Here is a 24,768-nt window from a genome sequence, read left to right on the forward strand (position 1 = left end):
GGCGGCTGGGCCGAGCTGCCGTGCGTGCCCGATCAGGGTGCCAACCATCGCCACACCAGGGGAAGCTGTGCCCGGGGACGCCCGGGGCCCCACCGCTGCCGCCGCCACTGACTGCCCCGGTTGGGCGCGCCGAGTCGCCGGGGGAGCCGGGAAGCGCCAGGCTGGACGGGTGCGGCAGCGAGCAGAGGGCGACAGGCGCCTGGTACGGGCGCTACCCGTACTGCTGATCGTCGTCGGCTTCGTCTTCGACGCCTCGACGCCGCCCGACCTGACGGCCGCCGCGCTGTTCGCGGGCGCGCCGGTCGTCGCCGCCCCGTTCTACTCGAGCCGCGGCACCGCCTTCGTCGGCCTCGGCTCGTTGGCCGCCGTCGTGGCGCTCTGGTTCATACACGATCTGCCCAACCTCGGCGAAGGGTCCAGCGAGCTGTTCACCGTGCTCACGGTGGGCGCGCTCGCCCTCGTCATCAACCGCATCCTGCGCCGCAGCGGCGAACAGCTCGCCTCCCAGCGCGTCATCGCGGAGACCGCCCAGCGCGCCGTGCTGCCCACACCGGCGGCCCGCATCGGCGGGCTCGATGTCGCCGCGCGGTACGAGGCCGCGCAGGCGGACGCCTTCATCGGCGGGGACCTCTTCGCCGTGCAGGACACCCCGTACGGGGTCCGGCTCATCGTCGGCGACGTACGCGGCAAGGGGCTCCAGGCGGTGGAGGCCGTCGCCGTGGTGATCGGCGCCTTCCGGGAGGCCGCCGAGCAGGAGTCCTCCCTGGAGGCGGTCACCCAGCGCCTGGAGCGGGCGCTGGCCCGCGAGGGCACCCGGCGCGACCGGCTCGACGCGGTCGAGGGGTTCACCACCGCGCTGCTCGCCGAGATCCCGCGCGGAGACGGCACCGTACGCCTGGTGAACCGGGGGCACCCCGAGCCGTTCATGCTGCGGGCGGACGGCTCGCTCGACATGCTCGTGCCGTCCGAGCCCGCACTGCCGCTCGGCATGGCGGACCTCGGGGTGTGGCCGGACCGGGCGGACGTGCGCCCCTTCCCGCCCGGGGCGACGCTGCTGCTCTACACCGACGGCCTGTCCGAGGCGCGCGACGGCTCCGGCGTCTTCTACGACCCCGGCACCCGGCTGCGCGGCGCGATCTTCCCCGGCCCGGAGGAGCTCCTGGACGCGCTCGTCGACGACGTGCGCCGCTACACGGGCGGCGGCTCCAACGACGACATGGCGCTGCTCGCGGTGGCCCGCCCGGCCGAGGGCCAGCCGCAGCGGCGCCGCACGGTCAAGATCGTGAAGTGAAGGGCGTGACGGTGTGTGCCCGAAGGGTGTCGCTGCGCATAACAATTGACACACCGTCAGAATGCGGGTGTGGCGAGGGTGACCCTGAGGGGCTGTCAACTCGCCCGATTTGAACCGACTATGGGGTACTAAGTCCCGGCCAGGACCGTTAACGATCAATGGGAACGGCTTGGAATCCGCCCCCGCTGTCTATTAACGTTCGATAACGCAGCGCGGTCGTCCCAGCCGCCGCCAAGGCGGCACCGTGCGCATGCGCCGAATCCCGCGAGGGAACCGGGGAACCACCAAACTTGGGGTGAATCGGACGTCCGTCATGGGCGCTCGTAGGAGACCTTCCTGCTCCGAACCCGTCAGCTAACCCGGTAGGCGGTAAGGAAGGAAAGGAGCACGCCTTCGTGGCGTCCAACGAGCCTGCCCTCGACACCCCCATGCCTCCTGTTTCGCTTTACGGGGATGTACCCGGCGAGACCGAGAGCTGGGAGGAGTGGGACCCGACCGAGGAGTCCGTGCGTCCGGTACGCGGCCGGCACCGGGTGGCCAAGCAGCGCGGCGGGCTCGCCCGCAGCTCAACGGTTCTGGGCGTCGGCGTCATCGCCGCGGTCGGCGCGGGTGGCATGGCCACCGCGCAGACCAAGCCGCTGGTCTCCATATCGCTGCCCGACTCCATATCCGAGAACCTGCCCGACCTCGGGTCGCTGCCCGGCGTCGGCGAGCTGGTCTCGCACGACAGCCCGGACGCTCCGAAGACCGCCGCTGCCAGGGCCGATCAGAAGATCGCCGCCTCGCCGCTCACCATGACGGGGCTGTCCACCAGCGAGGCCGAGCAGGGCGTCACCGACGCGGGCGAGGCGCTTCGCGCCCGCATCCTCGAGCAGGCCGAGCAGCAGAAGGCCGGTGCGATCGCCGAGGCGAAGGCGGCCGCGCAGAAGGCCGCAGCGGAGAAGGCGGCCGCCGAGGCCAAGGCCAAGCAGGACGCGGCTGCCGCCAAGGCCGCCGCGGAGAAGAAGGCGGCCGAGGAGGCCGCGGCCAAGAAGGCGGAGGAGGAGCGGCTCGCCAAGCTGGCCGCGAGCTACTCGCTGCCGGTCGGCTCGTACACGATCACCTCCACCTTCGGCGAGGCCGGCTCGATGTGGTCCTCCGGCCACCACACCGGCCTCGACTTCGCCGCCCCCACGGGCACGCCGCTCAAGGCGATCCACTCCGGGACGATCAAGTCGGCGGGCTGGGCCGGGGCGTACGGCTACCGCACGGTGATCACGCTGGATGACGGCAGTGAGCTCTGGTACTGCCACCAGTCGTCGCTTGCGGTGAGTGTGGGGCAGAAGGTGTCGACGGGTGACGTCATCGGTCGCGTGGGCGCGACCGGGAACGTGACGGGCCCGCACCTCCACCTGGAGGTCCACACCCCGTCCGGCACGGGCATCGACCCGATGACCTGGCTCCAGTCGAAGGGGCTGAATCCCTGAGGCGGGCTGGGGGCGCGGTCGTCCGGGTGCGGACCGTGGGTGGCTGGGGCCTCCCCTGCTGGAGCGGACCAGGGGGTGTTGGTGGGGGTGGCCCGGAATAGCCACCCCCGTAAGGGAGTTGATCAACCCATGACCTCTCTCCGTACGCTCGGCAGCTCCGACCTCTCCGTCTTCCCCCTCTCCCTCGGCGGCAACGTCTTCGGCTGGACGGCCGACCAGGACCAGTCCTTCGCCGTCCTGGACGCCTACACCCACGGCGGCGGCAACTTCGTCGACACCGCCGACCTGTACTCCGCCTGGAGCGAAGGAAACTCCGGTGGCGAGTCCGAGGCCATCATCGGGAAGTGGCTGGCCGCCCGCGGCAACCGGGACGACGTGGTCGTGGCCACCAAGGTCGGCGCGCACCCCGGGTACAAGGGCCTGGCCCCGACCAACATCAAGGCCGCCGTCGAGGAGTCGCTGCGCCGCCTCGGCACCGACTACATCGACCTGTACTACACGCACTTCGACGACCCCTCCGTCCCCGTCGAGGAGATCGTCACCGCCCTGGACCAGCTGGTCCGGGACGGCAAGGTCCGCGCGCTCGGCGCCTCCAACATCAGCCCGGAGCGGCTCCAGGAGTCCCTGGACTTCGCCGACCGCGAGGGCCTCGCCAAGTACGCGGTGCTCCAGCCGCACTACAACCTGGTCTCGCGCGGCACATACGAGGGCGCGCTCCAGGAGACCGCGTCCCGCGCGGGCCTGGCCGCCGTCCCCTACTTCGCGCTCGCCTCGGGCTTCCTCACCGGCAAGTACCGGCCGGGCCAGTCGGTGAACAGCCAGCGGGCCGAGGGCGCGGGCGAGCACCTGGAGACCGAGCGGGGCCGCAAGGTGCTCGCCGCGCTCGACAAGGTCGCCCAGGAGACCGGCGCCGAGATCGCCACGGTGGCGCTGGCCTGGCTGGCCGCCCGGCCGACCGTCGCGGCGCCCATCGCCTCGGCCCGTACCGTCGAGCAGCTCCCGGCGCTGCTCGCGGTCGCCGACCTGGAGCTGACCGACGCGCAGGTCTCGGAGCTGACGGCCGCCTCAGCGTAGGTAGGGGTTGTACGGCGCCGGGCCCGCGGCCGGGCCCGGCTGCCCGTGGGGAACCTGCGGAACGTAGGGAACGTACGGCGCGAACTGCGCGTGCTGGGTGTAGGGGTGCGGCGGGCCCGGCTGCGGGGGCAGCCAGATGCGGCCCGTGGCCCCTGCCGCGTACAGCAGCGCCGGGCCCGCGACCGGTTTGCGCTCCCACAGATGGTGGAGCAGCTCCTGCTCGCGGGCCGCGAAGTCGGGGCCGGGGCCTACCGCGCCCGCGCTGCGGTAGGCACGGTGCCGCAGGAAGGCGAGCGCGGTCGCGAACGCCTCGTACTCGGCGACCGACCGAGCCGCCGGCTTCCCCCCGAAGGTGCGGTGCGCGAAGTCGCGGGCCGCCGCGCGGGCCGCCATCGAGGACAGTGCGAGCGGCTCCGCGGGCCCGAGCCAGCCGGCCGCGGCGTAGGCAGGCAGCTCGGCGGCGACCGTACGCAGCTCGCGCTGTCGGCTCCAGATCGCGAGCCAGGTGAGCAGCCCGAACACCGGCACCATGAACGCCCCGTACACGATGTAGAAGCCGTACACCCCGAACAGCGTCGAGCTGTTCCACAGGGCGTGCATGCCCATCGCACACACCAGGCCGCCCAGCGGGAACACCACGCGGCGCAGCCGCTTGCCGGGCGGCGCGAGCGCGGCCGCGCCGAACCCGATGCCGGTGAGCACCGTGAACAGCGGGTGCGCGAACGGTGACATGACGACCCGTACGAAGAAGGTCGCGGCCGTCGTCGAGGCGAGGCCCGCGCTGTGGCTTGCCTGGTCCTCGCCGAACGCGTTGCCCAGATAGAGGATGTTCTCGGTGAAGGCGAAGCCGGTCGCGGTGAAACCGGCGAAGACCACGCCGTCGACGATCCCCTGGAAGTCGCGTCTGCGGAAGAGGAAGAGCAGCAGGACGGCCGCCGCCTTCGCGCTCTCCTCGACTATCGGGGCTATGACGCTGGCGCCCAGATGGTCGGCCGAGGAAGGGTCGGCGGTGGCCGTGGCTATCCAGCGCGTCGCGAACGAGTTGGCGATGATCGCCACCAGGGCGGCGGCGCAGGCGCCCCACGCCAGGGCGAACAGGAGGTTGCGCCACGGCCCGGGGTCGACCCGGTCCAGCCAGCGGAACGCGGCGCCGAGCAGCGGCACCGGAAGCACCGCGAGCCCCAGGCCCACCAGGAACCCCTCGGTGCCGGTCTGTTCCCGTACGAGCGCGAGGATGACCAGGCCGCACAGGGCGAGCAGGGTGATCAGCGCGCCCGCGCGGACCGCCTTGGAACGCCAGAAATCGCGGCGCGGCCGGTAGCGCCACTTCGACCGGTCCGGCGGGACCGCGTCGAACCGGGGCTCGTCCGCGCACGCCGGAACCGGCCGGGCGGGAAGGGCCGGCCCGGCCTGCTGGGGCGCCTGCCCGGGATGCGGGCGATGCGGAAGCGACTCGAAGGACACCAGACGACCCTAACGAGGGTCACTGACAATCCGCGACGGTGCCTGCACTACCCGCTGTGCCCGACGCGTCGGAACAGCAGGTCGTGCACCACGTGGCCCTTGTCGAGTCCCTGCCCCTCGAACCGCGTCAGCGGCCGGAACGCGGGCCGCGGCGCGTAGCCGCCGCCCTCCACCGTGTTCTCGAAGTCGGGGTGCGCGTCGAGGACTTCGAGCATCTGCTCGGCGTAGTCCTCCCAGTCCGTCGCACAGTGCAGTACGGCGCCGGGCTTCATCCGCGTCGCGGCCAGCGAGAGGAACTCGGGCTGGATCAGGCGGCGCTTGTGGTGGCGCGCCTTGGGCCAAGGGTCCGGGAAGTACACCCGGAGCCCGTCCAGGACCTCCGGCTCCAGCATTTCGCGCAGCAGGATGATCGCGTCGCCGTTGGCCACGCGGATGTTGCTCATGCCGCCGCGTTCTGCCAGGCCGAGGAGGTTGCCCTGGCCGGGGGTGTGCACGTCCACGGCGAGGATGCCGGTGGCGGGGTCGTCCGCGGCCATCTGCGCGGTGGCCTCGCCCATGCCGAAGCCGATCTCCAGGACGACGGGAAGGCCGTCGAACATCTCGCCCAGGTCGATCTTGCGCAGCCCGTCGATGTCGAAGCCCCACACCGGCCACAGCCGCTCCAGATACTCGCCCTGGCCGGTGGTGACGCGGCTGCGGCGGGGCTGGAAGCTGCGGATCCTGCGTTCGTGGTGGGATCCGGCGGGGTCGGCCGCCGGGCCGCCGGGGAAGCGGGGCGCTTTGTCGCGCGGAAGGACCCGGGGGGTTGCCGGGGTGGGTTCTTCGGGGGTGCGGAGTGGCTCAGACACAATGCGCCCAATTCTACGACCCTGGCGTCGGAGGGTGTGCGGCTTCGCTTCGCGGTGCTGGCGTCGGAGGGTGTGCGGCTTCGCTTCGCGGTGCTGGTGGTGGCGCGGTCGTCCAGCGGGGCTCGGCCCCACGGCCCCGAGTCGCCCCTTCGGGGCGGACCGCTTCCGCGTCTTTGCGGTCGGGCGCGGGTTGTGGGCGGTCCGGTCGCGCCCATGCGGCGGAGCCGCACATTGTCACAGCCCCGCGCCCCTGAGCAGCACGCCCGGAGCCCGCACCCCAGAGGCAGGCCCCCGTCAGCCTCGGGCGCCTGAAACCCTCAGGGGCGCGGGGAACTGCGCGAGGACCACGCACGGTCTGCGGGTGAAGGCGGGTTTAGGGGCGCGGGGAACTGCGCGAGGACCACGCACAGCCCGCGGGCGACGGCCGGTTCAGGGGTGCGGGGAACCGCGCGAGCGTGCCGTGGGGTCACGGGTGCGGCAGGGACGCCAGCACCCTTCCTGCCACCTCTCTGCCGATCGGGAGGGACGCCGTCGCCGCCGGGCTCGGGGCGTTCAGGACGTGCACCACTCTCGGGGTTTCCCGGATCAGGAAGTCGTCCACCAGGGTGCCGTCCCGCAGGACGGCCTGGGCCCGCACCCCGGCCGGGGCCGTGCGCAGATCCGATTCCTCCACCACCGGGAGCAGGCGGCGGACCGCCTCCGTGAAGGCCCGCTTCGACCAGGAGCGGTGCAGTTCGCCCGCGCCGTAGCGCCAATGGCGGCGGGCTATCCGCCAGGTGCCGGGCCAGCCCAGGGTGCCGGCGAGCTCGGCTGGGCGGACCGTACGCCAGTCGTAGCCCTCGCGGGCCGCGGCCGGCACCGCGTTGGGGCCGACGTGGACCGAGCCGTCCACACCCCGGGTGAGGTGGACACCGAGGAAGGGGAACGCGGGGTCGGGCACCGGGTAGACCAGGCCCTTGACCAGACCGGGCCGGGCCAGCTCGTAGTACTCGCCGCGGAAGGGCACGATCCGCACCCCGGGATCGTCGCCCGCGAGCCGGGCCACCCGGTCGCAGTGCAGGCCCGCGCAGTTCACCAGGGCCCGGGCGCGCAGCACCGTACCGTCGGCCGTGCGTACGGCGACGCCGAGCGAGGGGCGCCGGTCGATGCGGACGACCTCCGCGCCGTACCGCACCTGCGCGCCGGACAGCTCGGCGAGGCGGGCCGCCACCGCCCCGTAGTCGCACACCCCCGTCGTGCCGACGTGGATCGCGGCGAGCCCGCGTACCTCCGGCTCGTACGCCGCTATCTGGGCCGGGCCCAGCTCGCGCACCGGGATGCCGTTCTCGCGGCCGCGCTGGACCAGCGCGTGCAGCCGGGGCAGCTCGGCGCGCTCGGTGGCCACGATCAGCTTGCCGGTGACCTCGTGCGCGATGCCGTGCCGGGCGCAGAACTCGACCATCTCGGCCGCGCCCCGCACCGCGAAGCGTGCCTTGAGCGAGCCCGGCTTGTAGTAGATGCCGCTGTGGATGACCCCGCTGTTGCGCCCCGTCTGGTGCCGGGCGGGGCCGCTCTCCTTCTCCAGGACCACCACGCGCGTGCCCGGCGCGGCCCGCGTGAGGGCGTACGCCGTCGACAGACCCACGATCCCGCCGCCGACCACCAGGACATCGCAGTCGTACGTCGTCACCCACACACCTCCCACCCCGGTCGTGTCTTTCCCGGAGGACGGCCCCGGACCCCCTCACCACATACTGCACTGACCCACTGACAATCCCGGTAAACGTCCGGTAGAGGGGTCTACGCCGGGGTCACCAGGAGCGGCCTGGCGCGCTCGCGCAGTTCGGCGACCCTCGGCTCGTCCCCGTACGGCTCCAGGCGGTGCAGCAGATCGCGGACGTACTCGGTCGTACGGGCCGAGGAGATGCGGCCCGCGACCTCGACGGCGCGGGTGCCCGCCGCGCATGCCGCGTCCAGGTTGCCCGACTCCAGCTCGGCCACCGCGCTCACCACGAGCCGCAGCCCGTGCGAGCGGACGAACTCCTCGGTCGGCCGCGAAAGCGCCTGCTCGGTGAAGCGGCGCACCTGCCGGGGCGCCTTCAGGTCCCGGTAGCACTCCGCCGCGTCCGCCGCGAAGCGGTCGTAGGAGTAGAAGCCGAGCCAGGACGGGTCGCAGTCGCCGTCGCGCGAGCGCTCCAGCCAGGCCTCGGCGGCCTTCAGGGCGGCCTCGGCGGGGTGCCCGTCGCCGGCCTTGGCGTGGGCGCGCGCCTCCACGAGGCGGAAGAAGGACATGGTGCGGGCGGTGGCGAGGCCGCGGTTGCGTTCGACGGCGGCCTGCGCGAGGTCGACGCCCTCGTCGGCGAAGCCGCGGTAAGTGGCCTGGAGCGACATGGACGCGAGGACGTAGCCGCCGAGCGGCACGTCGGCCGCGGCGCGGGCGAGCCGCAGCGCCTGGATGTAGTAGCGCTGGGCGGCCTCCTGCTGGCCGGTGTCGAAGGCCATCCACCCGGCGAGCCTGGTCAGTTCGGCGGTCGCGCCGAACAGCGCGCGGCCCACCTCGTCGCTGTACGAACCGAGCAGCAGCGGGGCCGCGTCGACCCGTAAGCACTCGGGGACCATCGACGAACGCCAGTCGCCGCCGCCGTACTTGGAGTCCCACCGGCGGGCGTCCTCGGCCGCCTCGCGCAGCTTGGCGACATCGCTGTGGCCCACCTTCAGCGGTGGCAGGTCGGTCAGGTCGATGCTGCGGGCGACCGAGGAGTCGGCGGGCGTTATGAGCCAGCGGGACGCGGGCGTGGCGTACGCGCTGACCGCGAACGAGCCCGCGAGCGACTGCCAGATGCCGCCGCCGGCCCGCCGCCCGGCCAGATCCAGCCGGTACAGATCGGTCGCCGAGCGCACGGCCTCCGAAACGTCGCGCGGGAAGGCGAGCCCGACCTCGGGGGCCGGATCCGCGTCCGCGAGGCCGATTTCGTGCAGCGGGACGGGCCGGCCCAGCTTGGCGCCGATCGCCGCCGCTATGAGATGGGGCGCGGCGCCCTGGGGCACCATGCCCTTGGAGACCCATCGGGCCACGGAGGTCTTGTCGTAGCGAAGGGTCAGGCCCCGCTGCGCGCCGAGGTCGTTGACCCGTCGCGCCAGGCCCGCATTGCTTATTCCCGCGAGGGCGAGAACGGTGCCGAGCTTCTCGTTCGGCCCGCGTTGCTCCCTGGACATGCGCCACCCCTCGACACAGACGGCGTCCCCCCGGGCGGTGTGGTGTCCGGATCGTCGGCCGCAAAAGCACGTGGCCGAACCCCCGGGAATATGCCGCTCGCGGGGAACAGCAGTAAACACAGCGTAGTTCGCCGCATCCCGACCGTTAAGAGGCGGTCTTCCGTATGGCGAGATTGTTTTCCGTACGAACAGTTGCTGACACCCACGGGCGCGCGGCGATCGCCGGACCGCTGCGCCGGGGGTGAGGCGGGACCGGCCGCCGCCGCGCTCCCGCCGTGTGGCCGTGCGCCCGGCCGTGCGCTCTCGCGGGCCCACCAGGGGAGCGCTTCCATGTGTGGTGCGTGGGTCGGCCCGCTGCATGGATCCAGTGGGCTGGGGGACACCGCCGCCTCAATCCCCGCGGGCGGCGGACCGGTCCGGGAGGCGAACAGCGCCTCCCGGACTGTGTGTTGAGGGCCTCCGGAGGCGGGTGTGACGAGCCCGCCGCGCCCCGAGAATGGCTGGATATCGCCCCTCGATCGAAAGCCCCGGAGTCGGTTGCCGATCACCGATGGCGGGTCCCGCACGCCCCGGGAGCGGTGCCAATCGGCCACCCGTGGGGGCGCATTCACTTTTTGCGCCCGCTACCCGTAGCCCCTCCGGGGCGCCGTTGTCGTGGCAGCATGGGGTCCCGGCCTCCTTCGGCCCGTACGCGAGCCCGGTGCTGAGCCCCAGCGCCGAGCATTCTGACGGGTCGTCATATCGAGGCCGGCCCGAGGTTGTCCACGAGTTGTCCACAGCCTGTGGAGGCGCGATGCGGTGGTTGGTGGGGTGGAGCAGCGTCGCCGCAAGCTTCCGCGCGGGCAGCTACGGTCCGGGCGGATACGGCACGGCCGGCACGGCCGGCGCGGTCGGCGAGCCCGACGAGGGACGCACGGTCCACCCCGTCGGCGCCCAGCTCCTGTGGGGCGACCCGGATCCACTGTGGGCGGTGGGGGACTGGCGCCCCGACGAGATCCGCATCGTCAGCGTCGGCGCCGACACCCGCCTCGCCGTACTGGGCTGCTGCGCCGCCACCGACGAGGAACTCAGGGTCGGCCTGTTCGCCGCGCGCGGCGGCGCGCTGCGCCACCTCTCCGCGTGGCCCGGCAGCTACACGGCCGTCGCCCAAGTGGCCCGCCGCGTCACGGTCGTCGGCGACCTGGCCGGCGCCCGGCCCGTCTTCTACACCCCCTGGGCAGGCGGAACGGCCTATGGAACGGCGGCACTTCCGCTCGCCGACCTCATCGAGGCCCAGCTCGACATCGGCCACCTCGCCGCCCTCCTCGCCTGCCCCGACGTGCCCGAGGCGCTCGGCGACTCCACCCCGTACGCGGGCGTGCGCCGCATCCCGCCCGGCCACGCGCTCGTCCTGCGCGAGGGTTCACGTGAGATCACCGGGTACGAGCCGGTCGCCTCGCTCGCGGTGGCCGCGCCCCAACTGGCGCCCGCCGCCGCGGTGGAGGGCGTCCGCGACGCCCTGGTCTCGGCGGTACGGGCCAGGCTCACCGCGCCCCGGCACGCGCCCGAGACCCTGCCGCCCGACCCCGGCCCGGTCCCCGGCATGGGCCCGGCCGAGCGGCGCGCCGCCCGCGGGGGCCCGGCCCCCGGCATAGGAGCCGACCTGTCCGGAGGCCCCGCCTCCGCGACCCTCGCCCTGCTCGCGGCCGGGCTGCCCGGAGTGCCGGGCACGGTGCTCGGCCACGGCACGGGCGCGGGCGAACGCCTCCTGGCCGTCACCTTCAACGACCTCACGGTCCCGGGCGCGGGCCGCCAGGCCGAACTGGAACGGGCCGGAGCGATGGCGGCCAACCCCCGCCTGCACCACGTGGTGGTGACGGGAGGCGAGGAGTGCCTGCCGTACGCGGACCTGGAGGGCCCCCTGACGGACGAGCCGGGGCCCTCCCTGATCGCGGCCCCGCGCCACCGCCGCCGCCTGCTGTCGGGCAGTGCGGACCACTTCACGGGAAGCGGCGCCCGCCAGGTCCTGGACGCCCATCCGGCACGCCTGGCAGACCTGCTGATGGACCGTCAGCGCCGTCACCTGCTCCGCCCGGCAACGGCCCTGGCAAAGGCGGGAGGCCCGACAGCGCATTCGTTGTTCGTCCCCCTGACCGTCTACAGGGCGGCCCGCCGACTGGCCCGGACCCCCTACCGAACCGGGATCGAATCGGCGGCGGACGCGCTGCGGGCGTCGGCGGCGGACGGCAGGGGGGCGCCCCGCCTCGACGAGGTGGCGAGCCCGCTGTCGATCTCGCTCGCCGCACTGTCATGGACGCGTCCCGGCCCGGCGGCCCGCTGGCTGACCGGGGAGGCACTCGCCGAAGTATCGGTTCGCCTGATGGCCTCGGCGACGCGCCCGGCGCCGTCGCAGCGCCCGGGCGAGGCCCGCGCGTCGGCCGCGCTCGCCCGTTACGCGGCGGACCACCGCATCCTGGAACAGGCCGCGGAGGTACGCAGCCAGCGCCTGCACGCACCGTTCCTGGACAACCAGGTGGTACGGGCGTGCCGGGCCCTGCCGGAATCCCTGCGGGTCCAGCCGGGCGCCCGCGCGACGATCCTGCGTACGGTCCTTTCGGCATCCGGGGTCCGCGACCTGCCCCCCGGCTGGGGCGCCCCCTCCCACGCCCCCTCGACGGCCGCCGCGAGAGCGGGCCTGCGCCAGTCGGCCGACCCGCTGATCTCCCTCTTCGAAGCCCCACTGCTCGCGGACGCGGGCCTGGTGGAGGCCCGGACGGTCCGCAAGGCGCTGCGCGCGGCGGCCGCGGGCGAACCCCTCCCCCTGGACGGCCTGGCAGACCTGATCTCGACGGAACTGTGGCTACGGCGCCTGCTGTCCCGCCGAGGCACCTGCTGGACGGGCACGGCAGCGCCGAGGCAGCGGGCGGTGGCGGGGGGAGTGACTCCGCCGAAGCGGCCTACCCTGCGGTCCTGAGGGGCCCCGCCTCCTGGCAGGTGGCTGTCGATGGCGGGCGGGCTTCCGCGCCACTGCCCGGCGGCGGCCGATGGCGAAGCCAACTGCACAGGGGCGCCCCATCAGCGGTCGGCCGCCGACGGCGAGGCGGCCCCGGCGCAGGCGGGCGTCGTGCCACCGGCCCGCGGATGCCGGTGAACGCGGCACCACCCACCGGTCCCCCGTCTTGGCAGCGGGCGGAACGGGCGGGTGGGAAGCCCCCCTCCGCCGCCCCCCGAATCGCCCCGCCGAGGAAAACGATTCCCCCCGCAGCCGCAAAGCCCGCCAGAATGGCAACCGTGCGGTACCTGATCCTGGGCGCCACCGAGGCGCGCGACGACAATGGCACCGCCATACCCCTCGGCGGGCCGAGGCTGCGCACCCTGCTGACCGCGCTGGCGCTGCGCACCCCCCGCCCCGTACCCGTACCCACCCTGATCGACGACGTATGGGCGGGCGATCCCCCACAGGACGCTCCCGCGGCCCTCCAGGCCCTGGTGGGAAGGCTCCGCCGCAACCTCGGCAGAGAAGCCGTGGAGTCCGGCCCCGCCGGCTACCGGCTGACGGCCCCGCGCGAGGCGATCGACCTGTACGAGTTCGAGAGCTGCGCGGCACAGGGCGCGGCCCAGCTGGACGGGGGCGACCCGGAGTCCGCCGCCCGGACCCTGCGCGCCGCCCTTGCCCTGTGGCGGGGCCCAGCCCTCACCGACCTCCCCGAACGCGACGCGGCCGTACGCCCGGAAGCCCAGCGCCTGGCCGCACAGCGCAACCGCATCGAGGCCGACCTGAGGCTAGGCGCCACGAGCGCACTGCTCCCCGAACTGACGGAACTGCTCACGTCACACCCGTACGACGAGACGCTGCACGCCCAGCTGATCCGTACGTTGAGGAACGAGGGCCGCCGGGCCGACGCCCTGGCCGCGTACGAGAAGGCCCGCCGCACCCTGGCGGAGTCCCTGGGAGCGGACCCGGGCCCCGAACTGACGGCTCTGCACGCCGAGTTGCTGGAGGCCGCCCCCGCGCGCCCCGCCACCGGCACCCCCGGCCCTGCCCACCCTCCCGAAGCCTCCCGCCCCGCCGAAGGCAACCTCCGCCCCCGCCTGACCTCCTTCGTCGGCCGCGAGCCGGAACTCGCCCTGATCCGGGACGACTTGGGGGCATCGCGGCTCGTCACGCTCACCGGACCCGGCGGCACCGGCAAGACCCGGCTCGCGGAACGGGCCGCGGCGGGGTCGGAAGCGGCCGCCTGGCTCGTCGAGCTCGCGCCGCTCGACCACCCCGAGGCCGTCCCCGGCGCCGTGGTCTCCGCGCTCGGCCTGCGCGAGACGATCCTGCTGCCGCAGGCCGGTCAGGCACCCGGTCACGACGACCCGACCGCCCGCCTGGTCGACGACCTCTCCCGCCGCCCGGACACGCTGCTCGTCCTCGACAACTGCGAGCACGTCATCGACGGCGCCGCACACCTCGCCGAGACGCTCCTCACCCGCTGCCCCCGGCTCCGTATCCTCGCCACCAGCCGAGAACCGCTCGGCGTGCCCGGCGAGGCGGTCCGCCCGGTCGAGCCGCTGCCGCCCGTCCCGGCCCACCGCCTGTCCGCCGAACGCGCCCGCACCGTACGCCCCGACTTCGACCCGGACGCCGACCCCGAGGCCGTCGCCGAGATCTGCCGCCGCCTGGACGGACTCCCGCTCGCCATCGAACTGGCCGCGGCGCGACTCCGTGTACTGACGCCACGTCAGATCGCGGACCGGCTCGACGACCGCTTCCGCCTGCTCACCAGCGGCAGCCGTACCGTACTGCCGAGGCAGCAGACCCTGCGGGCCGTCGTCGACTGGTCCTGGGACCTCCTGGACGAAACCGAACGCGCCGTCCTGCGCCGCGCCTCCGTCTTCGCCGGCGGCTGGGACCTCGCCGCCGCCCAGGCGGTGTGCGGCGCCACCGACGACCTGGCCGCCCTGGTCGACAAGTCACTGGTCATCGCGGTCCCGGCGCCCGACGGCAGCGGCATGCGCTACCGCATGCTGGAGACCATCCACGAATACGCCGCCGAGCGCGCCGCCGAGACCCCCGAGGTGCTGCGCGAGGCCGCCGACGCCCACACCGCGTACTACCGCGAGCTCGCCCGCCGTGCCGAACCCAGGGTCCGCTCGCGCGAGCAGCTCCCCTGGATCGGCCGCCTGGAGACCGAGCTCGACAACATCCGGGCCGTACTGCGCCGCACGACGACCCCGCCCACCGCCGACGAGGTCGCCGCCACCGAACTCGCCCTGGCCATGGGCTGGTTCTGGTGGCTGCGCAACTACCGGACCGAGGGCGCCGCCTGGGGTCTCGCCGTCGCCGAACTGTCACCCGCGGCCACCGACGAGTCCGACCCGCGCTACTGGCCGAGGCTCCACCTCGATCTGCTCCGGTTCTTCCTGCTCTCCGACGCCCACCCCCGCGAGGGACTCGACACCCCGGTCGTGCAGGACCGCCTAGTCCAGCTCCGGAAGGCCTTCGAGGCCGGCGGGCCCGAGGCGGCCCGCTTCCCGGGGCTGCTCTGGCCGTTCACCACGTTCTTCACCGACACCCCGGCCCTGGTGCGCGAGTCGATCGACGCGGTCGTCGCCAACTGCCGCCTCCACGGCGACGCATGGGCGACCGGAGTGGCCCTGATGTTCCGTACGCACATGGCCATCGACACGCCCGGCGGCTTCGCTGGCATCGACGACGACCTCGCCGAACTGCGCGAGCTCGGACGCCGCGTGGGCGACCGCTGGATGCGCGCCCAGGTGGCCAGCGCCGCCGCCGAGGCCGCGATGATGCGCGGCCGCCCCGAGCAGGCCCGGCCCGCCTACGAGGAGGCGCTGCAACTGGCCCGCGAGGTGGGCGCCCACCACGAGGCGCCGTTCCTCATCACCCGGGTCGCCGAACTCGCCTACCGCAGCGGCGACTTGGACTCCGCCGAGAAGTTCCTGGCCGAGGCCTCGGCGGAGGCGGACCGCTACCGGGTCGGCGACGCCACTGCGTACATCGACGTGCTGCTCGCCACCATCGCCCTCGACCGGGATGAGCCCGCCACCGCCCGCGCCCTGCGCGAAGAGGCCGTTGCACTCGCCATGACGGGCCCGCTTCCCCCGCACTTCGCCGCGCTGCTCGACGCGCTGGGCGCCCGGATCGCCGCCGCAGAGTCGGGCCCGCTCGCAGGCCTGCGGGCCATGGCGGACGCCCTGCGCACGGCGGCCGCCACCGAGTGCACCGAGATCGTCCTGGCCCATCTCGCCGGGCGCGCGGCCCAGTTCCTCGGCAACCTCGACGAGCACGCGCTCGCGGTACGGGTCCTGGCGGCGGCCACGGCCTGGCGCGCCGGAATCCCGCGGTCCGTGCCGGAGCAGGCGATGGAGGATTCCATCACGGCACGGGCCCGCGACGCGCTCACACCGAAGGCGTACGAGGCCGAGAGCTCGGCCGGCTCGGCGCTTGCCCCCGCCGAGGTCCCGCCGCTCCTGGACGCGGTCACCGGGGGCTGAGCCCCGAGCTACCCGCAGCTGATCGCTGACTGCGCCCAGTCCGCCAGCGTCGACCCGCCGAACGGGCCCGCCGGTTCGACGACGAGGCGGATCGTCCTGCGGCCCGAGATGTCGGCGTGCACCGGCACCGCCGGGTCGCCGCCGTGCACCACCGGGGACTGCCAGAGCCTCGCCCCATCCCCGTACAGGGAGAACCGCACCGCCCCGAGCCCCATCGTCAGGTCGTCCACGCCCGCGTACGCGTCGTACGAACGGCACTGGCGGTTGAGGTCGATGGTCACCGAGGACCGGCCGTGCACGGTCACCCCGTGCGGATACCGGTGCTCGCCGATGCGCATGCCCGAGCGCTGCCACAGCCAGCTGGATTCGCCGAGCCGCACCTCGGGCTCGGTGCCGTCGCCGAGGACGCCGTACCGCAGACGGTTCACCTGGAACACGGTCGGCGCGGGCGGCGGCGGGGGAGGAGGCGTCGGCTTCGGCGGGGTGGGCTTGGGCGGCGGCACCGGCCGGGGCGGCGTGGGCCGGGGATGCGTGGGCGGGGGCGGCTTCGGCCGGGCGGCCGGCTGCTTCGGCGCGGGCGGAGCCGGAGGCGCGGGCTTCGGCGCGGGCGCCTCGGGCGGCGAGGGCGGCGGCTGCTTCTGCGGTACGACGGGCGCCACCGCGGGCGGCTTCGCGTCGGGCTTGGGCGCCGGCGCGTCGTGGCCGGTCAGCGCGAACACGACACCCGCCGCCACCGCGACGGCCACCGCCGCGGCGATGCCGGCCTTGGCCGGGGCGCCGAGCCCCTCGGAGGCCGCGGCACCCCCCGCCGTTCCGCCCGACGAACTGCCGCCCGTCGCCGCGGCGGCGGCACCCGCGCCCGCGGCCCCGGCGGCGCCGCCCGCCACCGCTCCGGCGGCCTTGAGCGAGAACCCCGTGGCGAACCAGCCGATGACCGCGACCGGAAGCAGCGCGGGAATCCCGGCGTTGACGTCCTGGAGCTCGACGACCGCGAGCCGGCACTTCGCGCACTCGTCCAGATGCTTGTTGAGCCCGCGCTCGGCCCGCATCCGCAGACCGCCCCGCGCGTACGCGCCGAGCCGGTCGGCATAGCGGGCGCAGTCGCCGCCGGAGGTCAGCGCGCTGGAGACATGGGCCTGGAGGTAGGCCTGCTTGAGTCCCTCGCGGGCCCGGCTCGCCAGCACGGCGGTCGCGTTGGCGGTGAGCCCGAACAGCGGCGCGATCTCGCTGGGCGACTCCTCCTCGACGGTGGTGTGCCAGAGCACCGCCTGCCAGCGCTCGGGCAGCGAGCGGAACGCCTGCATGGCCAGGGTCTGCTCGGCCTCGTGCATGGCCCGCACGTCGGCGCCGAGGTCGATGGTGTCGTCGTCGGACACCTCGGCCGCGCGCGCGGACTGCTGGGCGAAGACCGCGAAGTCGTCGACCAGCTGCTCCCGCTTGGCGGTCCGCGTCCAGGACGCCGCGACCCTGCGCACGGTGGTCATCAGGTAGGCGCGCACGGCGTGTTCGGGGCCGGCCCCGCCGCGTACGGCCTGAAGCGTCCGCGCGAAGACCTCCGCCGTCAGATCGTCGGCGGTGTGCGCGTCGCGGCAGCAGCTGCGGGCGTAGCGCCGCACCGCGTCCGAGTGGCGCCTGAACAGCTCCTCGTACGCGCTGTCGTCGCCGGTCCGCATCGCGTGGATGAGGTCGGCGTCGGACTGCCCGGCCCCGGCGATCCCCAGGGCCGCGCCGTCGCGCAGGCCGCCCTCGCGCTGCGGCGGCACGGTCGCGCCCGGCTCCCCGACGCCGTCCATGGGCCCCCACGGCCCGGGCAGCACGGTCCCGCCGAGCTCCGTGGCGGACTCGGAACCGGAATCCCCGCGGGGCTGTCCCGGAACGGGTGCGGGCCCGGCCGGCGAACCGCCTCCCGGGCCGCCCTGGCTCGGCACCTGGCGCGGCGGAAGACCGCCGTCAGGGCCGCCGGATTCCGGGCCGCCGCCCGAGCGCGACTCGTCCCGCTCTTCAACGCCCATCGCGGAAGCTCCCGTAAGCACGCTCAGACCCGGACACCGGGCAAGCGTGCCACAGAGCACAAGCGGAGCCGAGTCTCAAACCCGGCAACCACTCATCCGGGGCGACTTGCCGCACCCGAGCACTACCCGTCACCCGTTCGGGGAAGACTCGGAGGCTCGGGAGCGGTCATCACAGGCCCCAACTGGCGCTCAGCAGAGGCGAGTTGATCCTCAGGACGGTCGCGAACGCAGCCCTTCGAGGAGGATGTCGAGCAGCCGTGACGAGGCCGCTGCCTGCTGTGTGGCGTCCGGCAGCGAGGGCGCCGCGGTGGCTATCACCAGGAGCACATCGGCGACGGTCACATCACCGCGCAGCTCACCGGCCGCCCGCGCCCGGTCCACCAACTGCCCGACCACGTCGAGCAGCTCGGCCGCTCCCGCGTCGTCCAGCTCCGCCTCGGGCGCCGTGCGCTGCTCGATGACCCGGCCCCAGCCGGAGCCCTGCTCGGACAGGCCCACCTGACGCTGCTGCGGCACCCGCGCCTCGTCGAGCCCGTCCCGCACGCCGTCGGACCGCGGGCCCTCGGGACGTACGCCGTCGGTCTCCTCGGCGCCGACGCCGACCCGCAGCACCTGCGGCGGAAGCAGCCGCCCGGCGCCCGAGGCGACCGAGGTGCGCAGGAAGCGGGAGAGCGCCGACCAGGGCTCCTCCTCCTGGCCGAGCGCCGTGCGGGCCTGGTCGGTCAGGCGCGAGGTCTCCTCCTCGGCTATCCGCCGCACCAGGACGTCCTTGCTCGGGAACCGCCGGTAGACGGTGCCCACACCCACCCTGGCGCGGCGCGCCACGTCCTCCATCGGCGCCCCGTAGCCGAGCTCGCCGAACACTTCACGTGCCGCGCGCAGCACGTGCTCAAGGTTGCGCTGGGCATCCACCCGCAGCGGCGCGGAACGCGATCCGCCCGCGCCCGGACCCGTACCCACGCGACCGTTTCCGTCGGAAGCCGCGACGGCGGTCTGCCAATGAGAGTCCTGAATGTGCATTTATCCCCCGGTAATAACGTCTCCCCCCGGAGACTCCCCGCCCTGACAGCCGGGGACCGGTCCCTAACCCGACACCCCGACGGGATACGAACATAGTTGAGCCGGAGTCAATTCAGAAGAGGTTCTTCCGCACGGTGTGCCCCCCGATCGGACCAAGGAACGAAACCTGACCGAATCGGACCCGGGCCGTCACGTGTCACTCACCCTCTGACCTGCGCATCTGTCATCGCCGCGCGAAGAATGCGCCACCCGCCACAGCAGTTCCCTCCAGTCACACAATTTGTCGGGCCTGTGGACAAAGCCCGGGGCCCGTTGCGTCATGGGGTGGTGACAGAACCTGTGCGCATTCTCGTGGTCGGCGGCGGATACGTCGGGATGTACACGGCGCTGCGCCTGCAACGGAAGCTCAAGGCAGAGCTGAAGAGCGGCGCCGTCCGGATCACCGTGGTCACCCCCGACCCTTACATGACGTACCAGCCGTTCCTGCCCGAGGCGGCGGCCGGAAGCATCTCCCCGCGCCATGTCGTGGTCCCGCTGCGCCGGGTCCTGGACCAGTGCCACATCGTCATCGGCGAGGCCGACCGCATCGACCACACCAAGCGCACCGCCACCGTCACCACCCTCGCCTCTCCCGAAGACGGCACCGGAGCCATTCAGCTGGCGTACGACGAACTCGTCATCGCGCCGGGTTCGATCTCGCGCACCCTGCCCGTCCCCGGCCTCGCCGACTACGCCATCGGCTTCAAGACCGTCGAGGAGGCCATCGGCCTGCGCAACCACGTCATCGAGCAGATGGACATCGCCTCCTCGACGCGCGACCCCGCGATCCGCGACGCGGCCCTCACCTTCGTCTTCGTCGGCGGCGGCTACGCAGGCGTCGAGGCGCTCGCCGAGCTGGAGGACATGGCCCGCTACACCGCGCGGTACTACCACAACATCCGGCCCGAGGACCTGAAGTGGATCCTCGTCGAGGCCAGCGGCCGGATCCTGCCCGAGGTCGGCGAGGACATGGGCCGGTACGCGATCCGCGAGCTGCGCGCCCGCAACATCGACGTACGCCTTCAGACGCGGCTCGACAGCTGCGAGAACCGGGTCGCCGTCCTCAGCGACGGCGCCCGCTTCCCCACCCGCACCGTCGTGTGGACCGCCGGCGTCAAGCCCGCCCCGATCCTCGCCGCCAGCGATCTGCCCCTGAACGAGCGCGGCCGCCTCACGTGCACGGCGGAGCTGCGCGTGGCGGGCACCGAGCACGCGTGGGCGGCCGGCGACGCGGCCGCCGTACCCGACGTGACCTCGGAGGAGAAGGGCAAGGAGTGCGCGCCCAACGCCCAGCACGCCGTCCGCCAGGCGAAGGTCCTCGCCGAGAACGTCGCGGCGTCCGTACGGGGCGGAGAGCTCAAGGAGTACCGGCACAAGTACGCCGGCTCGGTCGCATCGCTGGGCCTGCACAAGGGCGTCGCCCACGTCTACGGCCGCAAACTCAAGGGCTACCCGGCCTGGTTCATGCACCGCGCCTACCACCTGAGCCGCGTCCCGACGTTCAACCGCAAGGCCCGCGTGCTCGCCGAATGGACCCTCGCCGGGCTCTTCAAACGCGAGATCGTCTCGCTCGGCTCGCTGGAACACCCGCGCGCCGAGTTCGAGATCGCGGCCGGCGGCGGTCCGCCCGCCAGGGGGCCCGCCCCGCAGGAGAACTGACGGTTGTCAGTGCGGTCCGTCACACTGGGCGTGTGACCATAGGTGGGCCCACACCTGCACAGAGTGATCCAGCGACCCAGCACCGCACCAGGACCGGCAGCACAGCACCCGCAGCAACACACGAGGCTTGGAACACCGTGAACTTCACGCGTTGGAGCGCCCGGCTCCCCGGTACGCCGCGCCGCGCCGCAGCACGGACCGACCGCGCCGACCGGGGCTCCGTGCCCGCGGCCCGCGGTGAATCCGGGCCGCAGCCCTGGCCGGACGATGCGGCCGAGGCCCTGGCCCTCGACGACCTCTCCGTGCGCGATATCCTCGGCCAGCTCCCCGCCCTGGTCGCGCTCCTGCACGGCCCAGAGCACCGCGTCGCGTACGTCAACGACGCCTACGCCGCGGCCTTCGGACCCCGCCCGCTTGGCGCCCCGGCCGCCAAGGCGCTCCCCGAGCTGGAGGAGCTCGGCCTGCTCCCGCTGATGGACCAGGTGCTGCGCAGCGGCAAGCCCCGTACGGTCAAGTCCCGCAAGACCCAGGCCGCCGGCTCGTACACGGTGACGTGCAGCCCGGTCGAGATCCCCGGCCACGACGAGGGCGGCGTGCTCGTCTTCGCCGCCGACGTCACCGACCACGCCGAGGCCGCCGAGCGGCTGCGCGCGAGCGAGCGCCGCCACCGCGAGACCGCCGTCACCCTCCAGCGCTCCCTGCTCCCGCAGGAGCTGGAGCAGCCGGACGACCTGCGGGTGGCCGCCACCTATCAGCCCGGCGGCAAGGACGCGGCGGTCGGCGGCGACTGGTACGACGTGATCACGCTCGGCGCAGGCCGCACCGCTCTGGTCATCGGCGACGTGATGGGCCGCGGGGTGCGCGCCGCCGCAGTGATGGGCCAGCTCCGCACGGCGGTCAGGGCGTACGCGCGCCTCGACCTGCCCCCGCACGAGGTGCTCCAGCTCCTGGACGGCCTGGCCGCCGAGATCGACGCGAGCCAGATCGCCACCTGCGTCTATGCCGTGCACGACCCCAACGAGGGCCGCCTGGTGTACGCGTCGGCGGGCCACCTGCCCGTTCTCGTACGCCATGAGGACGGCACCGTCCACCGCGCCGCGGACCCGACGGGCCCCCCGCTCGGCACCGGCGGCTGGCTCCACACCTCGGGCACGATCGCCCTGCCGCCCGGCTCGACCGCCGTCCTCTATACGGACGGCCTGGTCGAGCGCAGGGAAGAGGACATCGACGAGGGCGTGGCCGCCCTGGAGCGGGCGCTGTCCGGCGCGGTCGGCACGCCGCAGGTGGTGTGCGACCGCCTGATCCGCTCGCTCGGTGTCACCGCCGAACACGACGACGACGTCGCGGTCCTGGTCTGCCAGCACCCGGCCCGTACGGGACCTGCTGCCGAGCTCTTCCACAACGCGGCGCTCGACCTGCTGGGCGGCATCGAAGCGGCCCCGCGCGCCCGGGCGTTCGCCTCCGGCGTCCTCGCCTCGTGGCGCTTCCCGGTGGAGCTGCGCGACCTGGGCGTTCTCGCGGCGAGCGAGCTGGTGGCCAACTCGCTCCAGCACGGCTCCCCTCCGATGCGCCTCAGACTCCGCCGCACCGACCGCCGCCTGATCATCGAGGTGACCGACGGCGACGACCACCTGCCGCGCCGCCGCCGCGCCGACCCCGCAGACGAAGCAGGACGAGGCATCTCGATCGTCGCGACGATCGCCTCGTCCTGGGGTTCGCGCCGCACACCGGGCGGCGGCAAAGCGGTGTGGTGCGAGTTCGCGCTGCCTTCTTAGGCGTTGGCGGGCGCCTGCTCGGGCTTGTGCACCGCGACCACGCGCGACTTGGCCGCGAGCATCGGATGGTCCTGCGCGAGCGTCAGCTTCTTGCCGAGCCGCAGCGCGAGGAAGGTGATCCCGAGCGAGAAGAGCACGAACGTCACGATGTACGGGCCGTGCAGCGCGGCACCCATCGGCCCGCCGACCGCCGGGCCGACAGCCAGCGCGAGCTGCTTGACCAGCGCGAACGCCGAGTTGTACTGCCCGACCATCGACTCCGGCGCCAGATCGGCGACCAGCGGCGCCACGGTCGGCGACAGCATCGCCTCACCGAGCCCGAAGAGCGCGTACGTCGAGATGAACGCGGCGGTCGCCATCGCCTGGCTGCCGTGCCCGAGCCCGGCGTAACCGGCCGCGATCCACGCCACGGCCCAGATCAGGCCGACCGACGCGATGACGCGGCTGCGGCGCCGGCGCTCGACGAACTTCAGCACCAGGAACTGCGCGACCACGATGACGGCCGTGTTGGCGGCCAGCGCGATCCCGAGCGTCGAGGGCTGGATCCCGGCGGCCTCGGTGCCGTACGCGGCAAGACCCGACTCGAACTGCCCGTAGCAGGCGAAGAACAACACGAAGCCCAGGACGCACAGCTGCACCATGGCCCGGTGCCCGAGGATCGTGCGGATCCCGCCGCCGGCGCCCTGCTCACCCTTGGGACGCGCGTCCGAGAGGACCGCCGAACGCGGCATCCTCACGGAGCCCGCGATCCCGGCGAGGACCAGGAACATCACCGCTTCGATGGAGAAGAGGAGGGTGAAGCTGGAGGGGTGGCTCTCGTCGACGATCTGGCCGCCGATGAGCCCGCCGATGCCGAGCCCGAGGTTCTGCAGGAAGAACTGCATGGCGAAGGCGCGGGTGCGGGTGGCCGGGCCGGAGCACCAGACGATCATCGTCGCGAGCGCCGGCTGCATGACGGCGGTCCCGGCACCGAGCAGCGCGGCCGAAGCGACGGCGGCGGGCACGCTGGAGGCGAACCCCATGCTCAGCGCGCCGGCCGAGGCCAGCACCGCGGCGCCGACCAGCACCGGCAGCGGCCCGCGCCGGTCGATGACACGGCCGGTGAACGGCAGCACCACGAGCGCGGCCATGGCGAAGACGGCGAGCACGACACCGGCCGTGGTCGCACCCAGATCCCGCACCTGAGCCACGTACACATAGAGGTACGGAACGGTGAACCCGAGTCCAAACGCGCTCAGCGCGTTACCTGCCTGGATCCGGCGCATCGCTGCACCCATCGCCTTGGTCACACTTCACCACCTTGGGGTCTGGAAGCTTGGAGGACTTGAACCTGAAGGGCTCAGCTCTGAAGACTTCAACGCTAAAATTAGATCCTTAACAATACACACTCAAGGACTTAGACGCCAACGGACCCCGTGCCATACTCGCGACATGGCTGAGACCACCGAGCCCGCCGAGCCCGACGGCCCCCAGGAGCCGACCCTCGACGAGCAGATCGCCGCGTACCAGCGGGAGTACCGCGACCTCGACCCCCAGGTGGAAAAGGTCGTCTCGGCGCTGGGCCGTCTGAACCGCCGGATGAACGTGGCGTACGGCCGCCAGGTCGCCGCCCTCGGCATCAGCAACGCGGAGTGGGAGGTCCTCAAGACCCTGCTCCTGGCGGGCGAGCCCTATCGCCTGGGCCCCGGTGAACTCGCCAAGCGCCTCGGCCTGACCCCGGCCGCGATGACGCACCGCATCGACCGCATGGCAGGCGAAGGCCTGGTCACGCGGGACCGCGACGAGAACAACCGGGTACGCGTCATCGTCGAGCTGACGGACGAGGGCCGTACGAAGTGGCTGGAGGCCATGCGCATGGCCTCCGACTTCGAGGAGGACCTCCTCCAGGACCTGTCCGCCGAGGAGCGCGGCCTCCTCGGCGAAATGCTGATCCGCCTGCTCCGCCGGGTGGAGCACGCCCAACCGGACGCGGGCGGACGCCTCACCGACCTCGACTGACCTCGACCGGCCGGCTTCGCCCGGCAGACGTGCACTGAAAAACCAGTGGACAGGAGCAGGGGCCTGGGTTGACACGCCCCTCCTCGATCCGTAAGGTTCTTCGAGTTGTCGCGGAGCCGATACGGTTCTGCAACAACCATCCGCCGCAGATTCTGCGGCCACCCAACTCAGCACGATCTCCCGACCGGGAGTGTTTTCGGCATGCCGAATTCATTTCGATCGGGCCCGGAAGACCCGATTACGGGTTGCCGGGAAAATCCGCTAGAGTTCGGGAGTCGGAACGGCCGAACAACCGGGAAGACAAGCCGACTTGGCTCCGGGAGACCGGAAATCGGGACCGAAAGGATCTGATAGAGTCGGAACCGCCGGAAAGGGAAACCCGAGAGGGAGAACCGGAAAGGCGCCGAGGAAATCGGACACGAAAGAGTCTGATAGAGTCGGGAACAC

Annotated in this window: 15 protein-coding genes and 1 riboswitch; of the genes, 8 read left to right on the forward strand and 7 right to left on the reverse strand. The window is 73.2% G+C overall.

The annotated features are described in order from the left end of the window. Positions 1-169 precede the first annotated feature (169 nt). The 3 genes from IE206_RS25840 to IE206_RS25850 all read left to right on the forward strand — a co-directional run bounded on the left by IE206_RS25840 (position 170) and on the right by IE206_RS25850 (position 3,831). A complete protein-coding gene (locus tag IE206_RS25840; protein ID WP_189965995.1) occupies positions 170-1,291 on the forward strand; it encodes a PP2C family protein-serine/threonine phosphatase in 1,122 nt (373 codons plus the stop codon). A 243-nt stretch (positions 1,292-1,534) separates the two neighbouring features. After that, positions 1,535-1,675, forward strand: a riboswitch (cyclic di-AMP (ydaO/yuaA leader). Positions 1,676-1,686: 11 nt separating this feature from the next. After that, the gene (locus IE206_RS25845) at positions 1,687-2,757 is read left to right on the forward strand and encodes a M23 family metallopeptidase (RefSeq protein WP_373300981.1); all 1,071 of its coding nucleotides are present in this window, start codon (positions 1,687-1,689) and stop codon (positions 2,755-2,757) included. A 129-nt stretch (positions 2,758-2,886) separates the two neighbouring features. Beyond that, positions 2,887-3,831: an aldo/keto reductase gene (locus tag IE206_RS25850; RefSeq protein ID WP_189965997.1), complete on the forward strand. Its 945-nt coding sequence runs from the start codon at positions 2,887-2,889 to the stop codon at positions 3,829-3,831. Here the strand turns inward: IE206_RS25850 and IE206_RS25855 are convergent. From IE206_RS25855 to IE206_RS25870, 4 genes are all read right to left on the reverse strand, one after another. Next, the gene (locus IE206_RS25855; protein WP_189965999.1) at positions 3,823-5,295 is read right to left on the reverse strand and encodes a PrsW family intramembrane metalloprotease; all 1,473 of its coding nucleotides are present in this window, start codon (positions 5,293-5,295) and stop codon (positions 3,823-3,825) included. The two genes, IE206_RS25850 and IE206_RS25855, sit on opposite strands and share 9 nt — an antisense overlap. A gap of 47 nt (positions 5,296-5,342) precedes the next feature. Then, a complete protein-coding gene (trmB, locus tag IE206_RS25860) occupies positions 5,343-6,143 on the reverse strand; it encodes a tRNA (guanosine(46)-N7)-methyltransferase TrmB (RefSeq protein WP_189966001.1) in 801 nt (266 codons plus the stop codon). A gap of 466 nt (positions 6,144-6,609) precedes the next feature. Beyond that, complete coding sequence (lhgD, locus tag IE206_RS25865) at positions 6,610-7,812, reverse strand: L-2-hydroxyglutarate dehydrogenase (protein ID WP_189966003.1); 1,203 nt, start codon at positions 7,810-7,812, stop codon at positions 6,610-6,612. A gap of 110 nt (positions 7,813-7,922) precedes the next feature. Next, positions 7,923-9,338, reverse strand: a complete 1,416-nt coding sequence (locus IE206_RS25870; RefSeq protein WP_161245700.1) for an NsdA family TPR-like regulatory protein — start codon at positions 9,336-9,338, stop codon at positions 7,923-7,925. A 793-nt stretch (positions 9,339-10,131) separates the two neighbouring features. On the opposite strand from IE206_RS25870, the gene IE206_RS25875 reads away from it, so the two are divergent. Further along, entirely contained in the window at positions 10,132-12,291 is a 2,160-nt protein-coding gene (locus IE206_RS25875; protein WP_189966005.1) for an asparagine synthase-related protein, read from the forward strand. A 317-nt stretch (positions 12,292-12,608) separates the two neighbouring features. After that, positions 12,609-15,818: an AfsR/SARP family transcriptional regulator gene (locus tag IE206_RS25880; protein WP_189966007.1), complete on the forward strand. Its 3,210-nt coding sequence runs from the start codon at positions 12,609-12,611 to the stop codon at positions 15,816-15,818. 8 nt (positions 15,819-15,826) lie between these two features. Here IE206_RS25880 and IE206_RS25885 read toward each other — a convergent pair whose 3' ends face one another. Together IE206_RS25885 and IE206_RS25890 are read right to left on the reverse strand one after the other, a co-directional pair. Beyond that, a complete protein-coding gene (locus IE206_RS25885) occupies positions 15,827-17,830 on the reverse strand; it encodes a sigma-70 family RNA polymerase sigma factor (protein WP_189966010.1) in 2,004 nt (667 codons plus the stop codon). Between the two features lie 210 nt (positions 17,831-18,040). Then, the gene (locus IE206_RS25890) at positions 18,041-18,850 is read right to left on the reverse strand and encodes a TetR/AcrR family transcriptional regulator (RefSeq protein ID WP_189966013.1); all 810 of its coding nucleotides are present in this window, start codon (positions 18,848-18,850) and stop codon (positions 18,041-18,043) included. A gap of 327 nt (positions 18,851-19,177) precedes the next feature. Here IE206_RS25890 and IE206_RS25895 point away from each other — a divergent pair, with 327 nt between their 5' ends. Both IE206_RS25895 and IE206_RS25900 read left to right on the forward strand, forming a co-directional pair. Continuing rightward, positions 19,178-20,548, forward strand: a complete 1,371-nt coding sequence (locus tag IE206_RS25895) for an NAD(P)/FAD-dependent oxidoreductase (protein ID WP_226598970.1) — start codon at positions 19,178-19,180, stop codon at positions 20,546-20,548. A 137-nt stretch (positions 20,549-20,685) separates the two neighbouring features. After that, positions 20,686-22,323, forward strand: coding sequence for an ATP-binding SpoIIE family protein phosphatase (locus IE206_RS25900; protein WP_189966017.1), 1,638 nt, complete (start codon positions 20,686-20,688; stop codon positions 22,321-22,323). Here IE206_RS25900 and IE206_RS25905 read toward each other — a convergent pair. Next, on the reverse strand, positions 22,320-23,600 hold the full coding sequence (locus IE206_RS25905) for an MFS transporter (RefSeq protein WP_189966052.1): 1,281 nt from the start codon (positions 23,598-23,600) through the stop codon (positions 22,320-22,322). The genes IE206_RS25900 and IE206_RS25905 overlap by 4 nt on opposite strands. A 154-nt stretch (positions 23,601-23,754) precedes the next feature. On the opposite strand from IE206_RS25905, the gene IE206_RS25910 reads away from it, so the two are divergent. Beyond that, positions 23,755-24,321: a MarR family winged helix-turn-helix transcriptional regulator gene (locus IE206_RS25910; protein WP_053725975.1), complete on the forward strand. Its 567-nt coding sequence runs from the start codon at positions 23,755-23,757 to the stop codon at positions 24,319-24,321. Positions 24,322-24,768 lie beyond the last annotated feature (447 nt).

The organism is Streptomyces violascens, from assembly GCF_014649955.1.
GTDB classification, from domain to species: Bacteria; Actinomycetota; Actinomycetes; order Streptomycetales; family Streptomycetaceae; genus Streptomyces; species Streptomyces violascens.

What these genes read in the sequence shown, in the direction of transcription:
- IE206_RS25885 (WP_189966010.1), bottom strand. Translation starts at nt 17,830, where the DNA reads ATGGGCGTTGAAGAGCGGGACGAGTCGCGCTCGGGCGGCGGCCCGGAA.
- IE206_RS25890 (WP_189966013.1), bottom strand. Translation starts at nt 18,850, where the DNA reads ATGCACATTCAGGACTCTCATTGGCAGACCGCCGTCGCGGCTTCCGAC.
- IE206_RS25870 (WP_161245700.1), bottom strand. Translation starts at nt 9,338, where the DNA reads ATGTCCAGGGAGCAACGCGGGCCGAACGAGAAGCTCGGCACCGTTCTC.
- IE206_RS25905 (WP_189966052.1), bottom strand. Translation starts at nt 23,600, where the DNA reads ATGGGTGCAGCGATGCGCCGGATCCAGGCAGGTAACGCGCTGAGCGCG.
- IE206_RS25850 (WP_189965997.1), top strand. Translation starts at nt 2,887, where the DNA reads ATGACCTCTCTCCGTACGCTCGGCAGCTCCGACCTCTCCGTCTTCCCC.
- IE206_RS25910 (WP_053725975.1), top strand. Translation starts at nt 23,755, where the DNA reads ATGGCTGAGACCACCGAGCCCGCCGAGCCCGACGGCCCCCAGGAGCCG.
- IE206_RS25875 (WP_189966005.1), top strand. Translation starts at nt 10,132, where the DNA reads ATGCGGTGGTTGGTGGGGTGGAGCAGCGTCGCCGCAAGCTTCCGCGCG.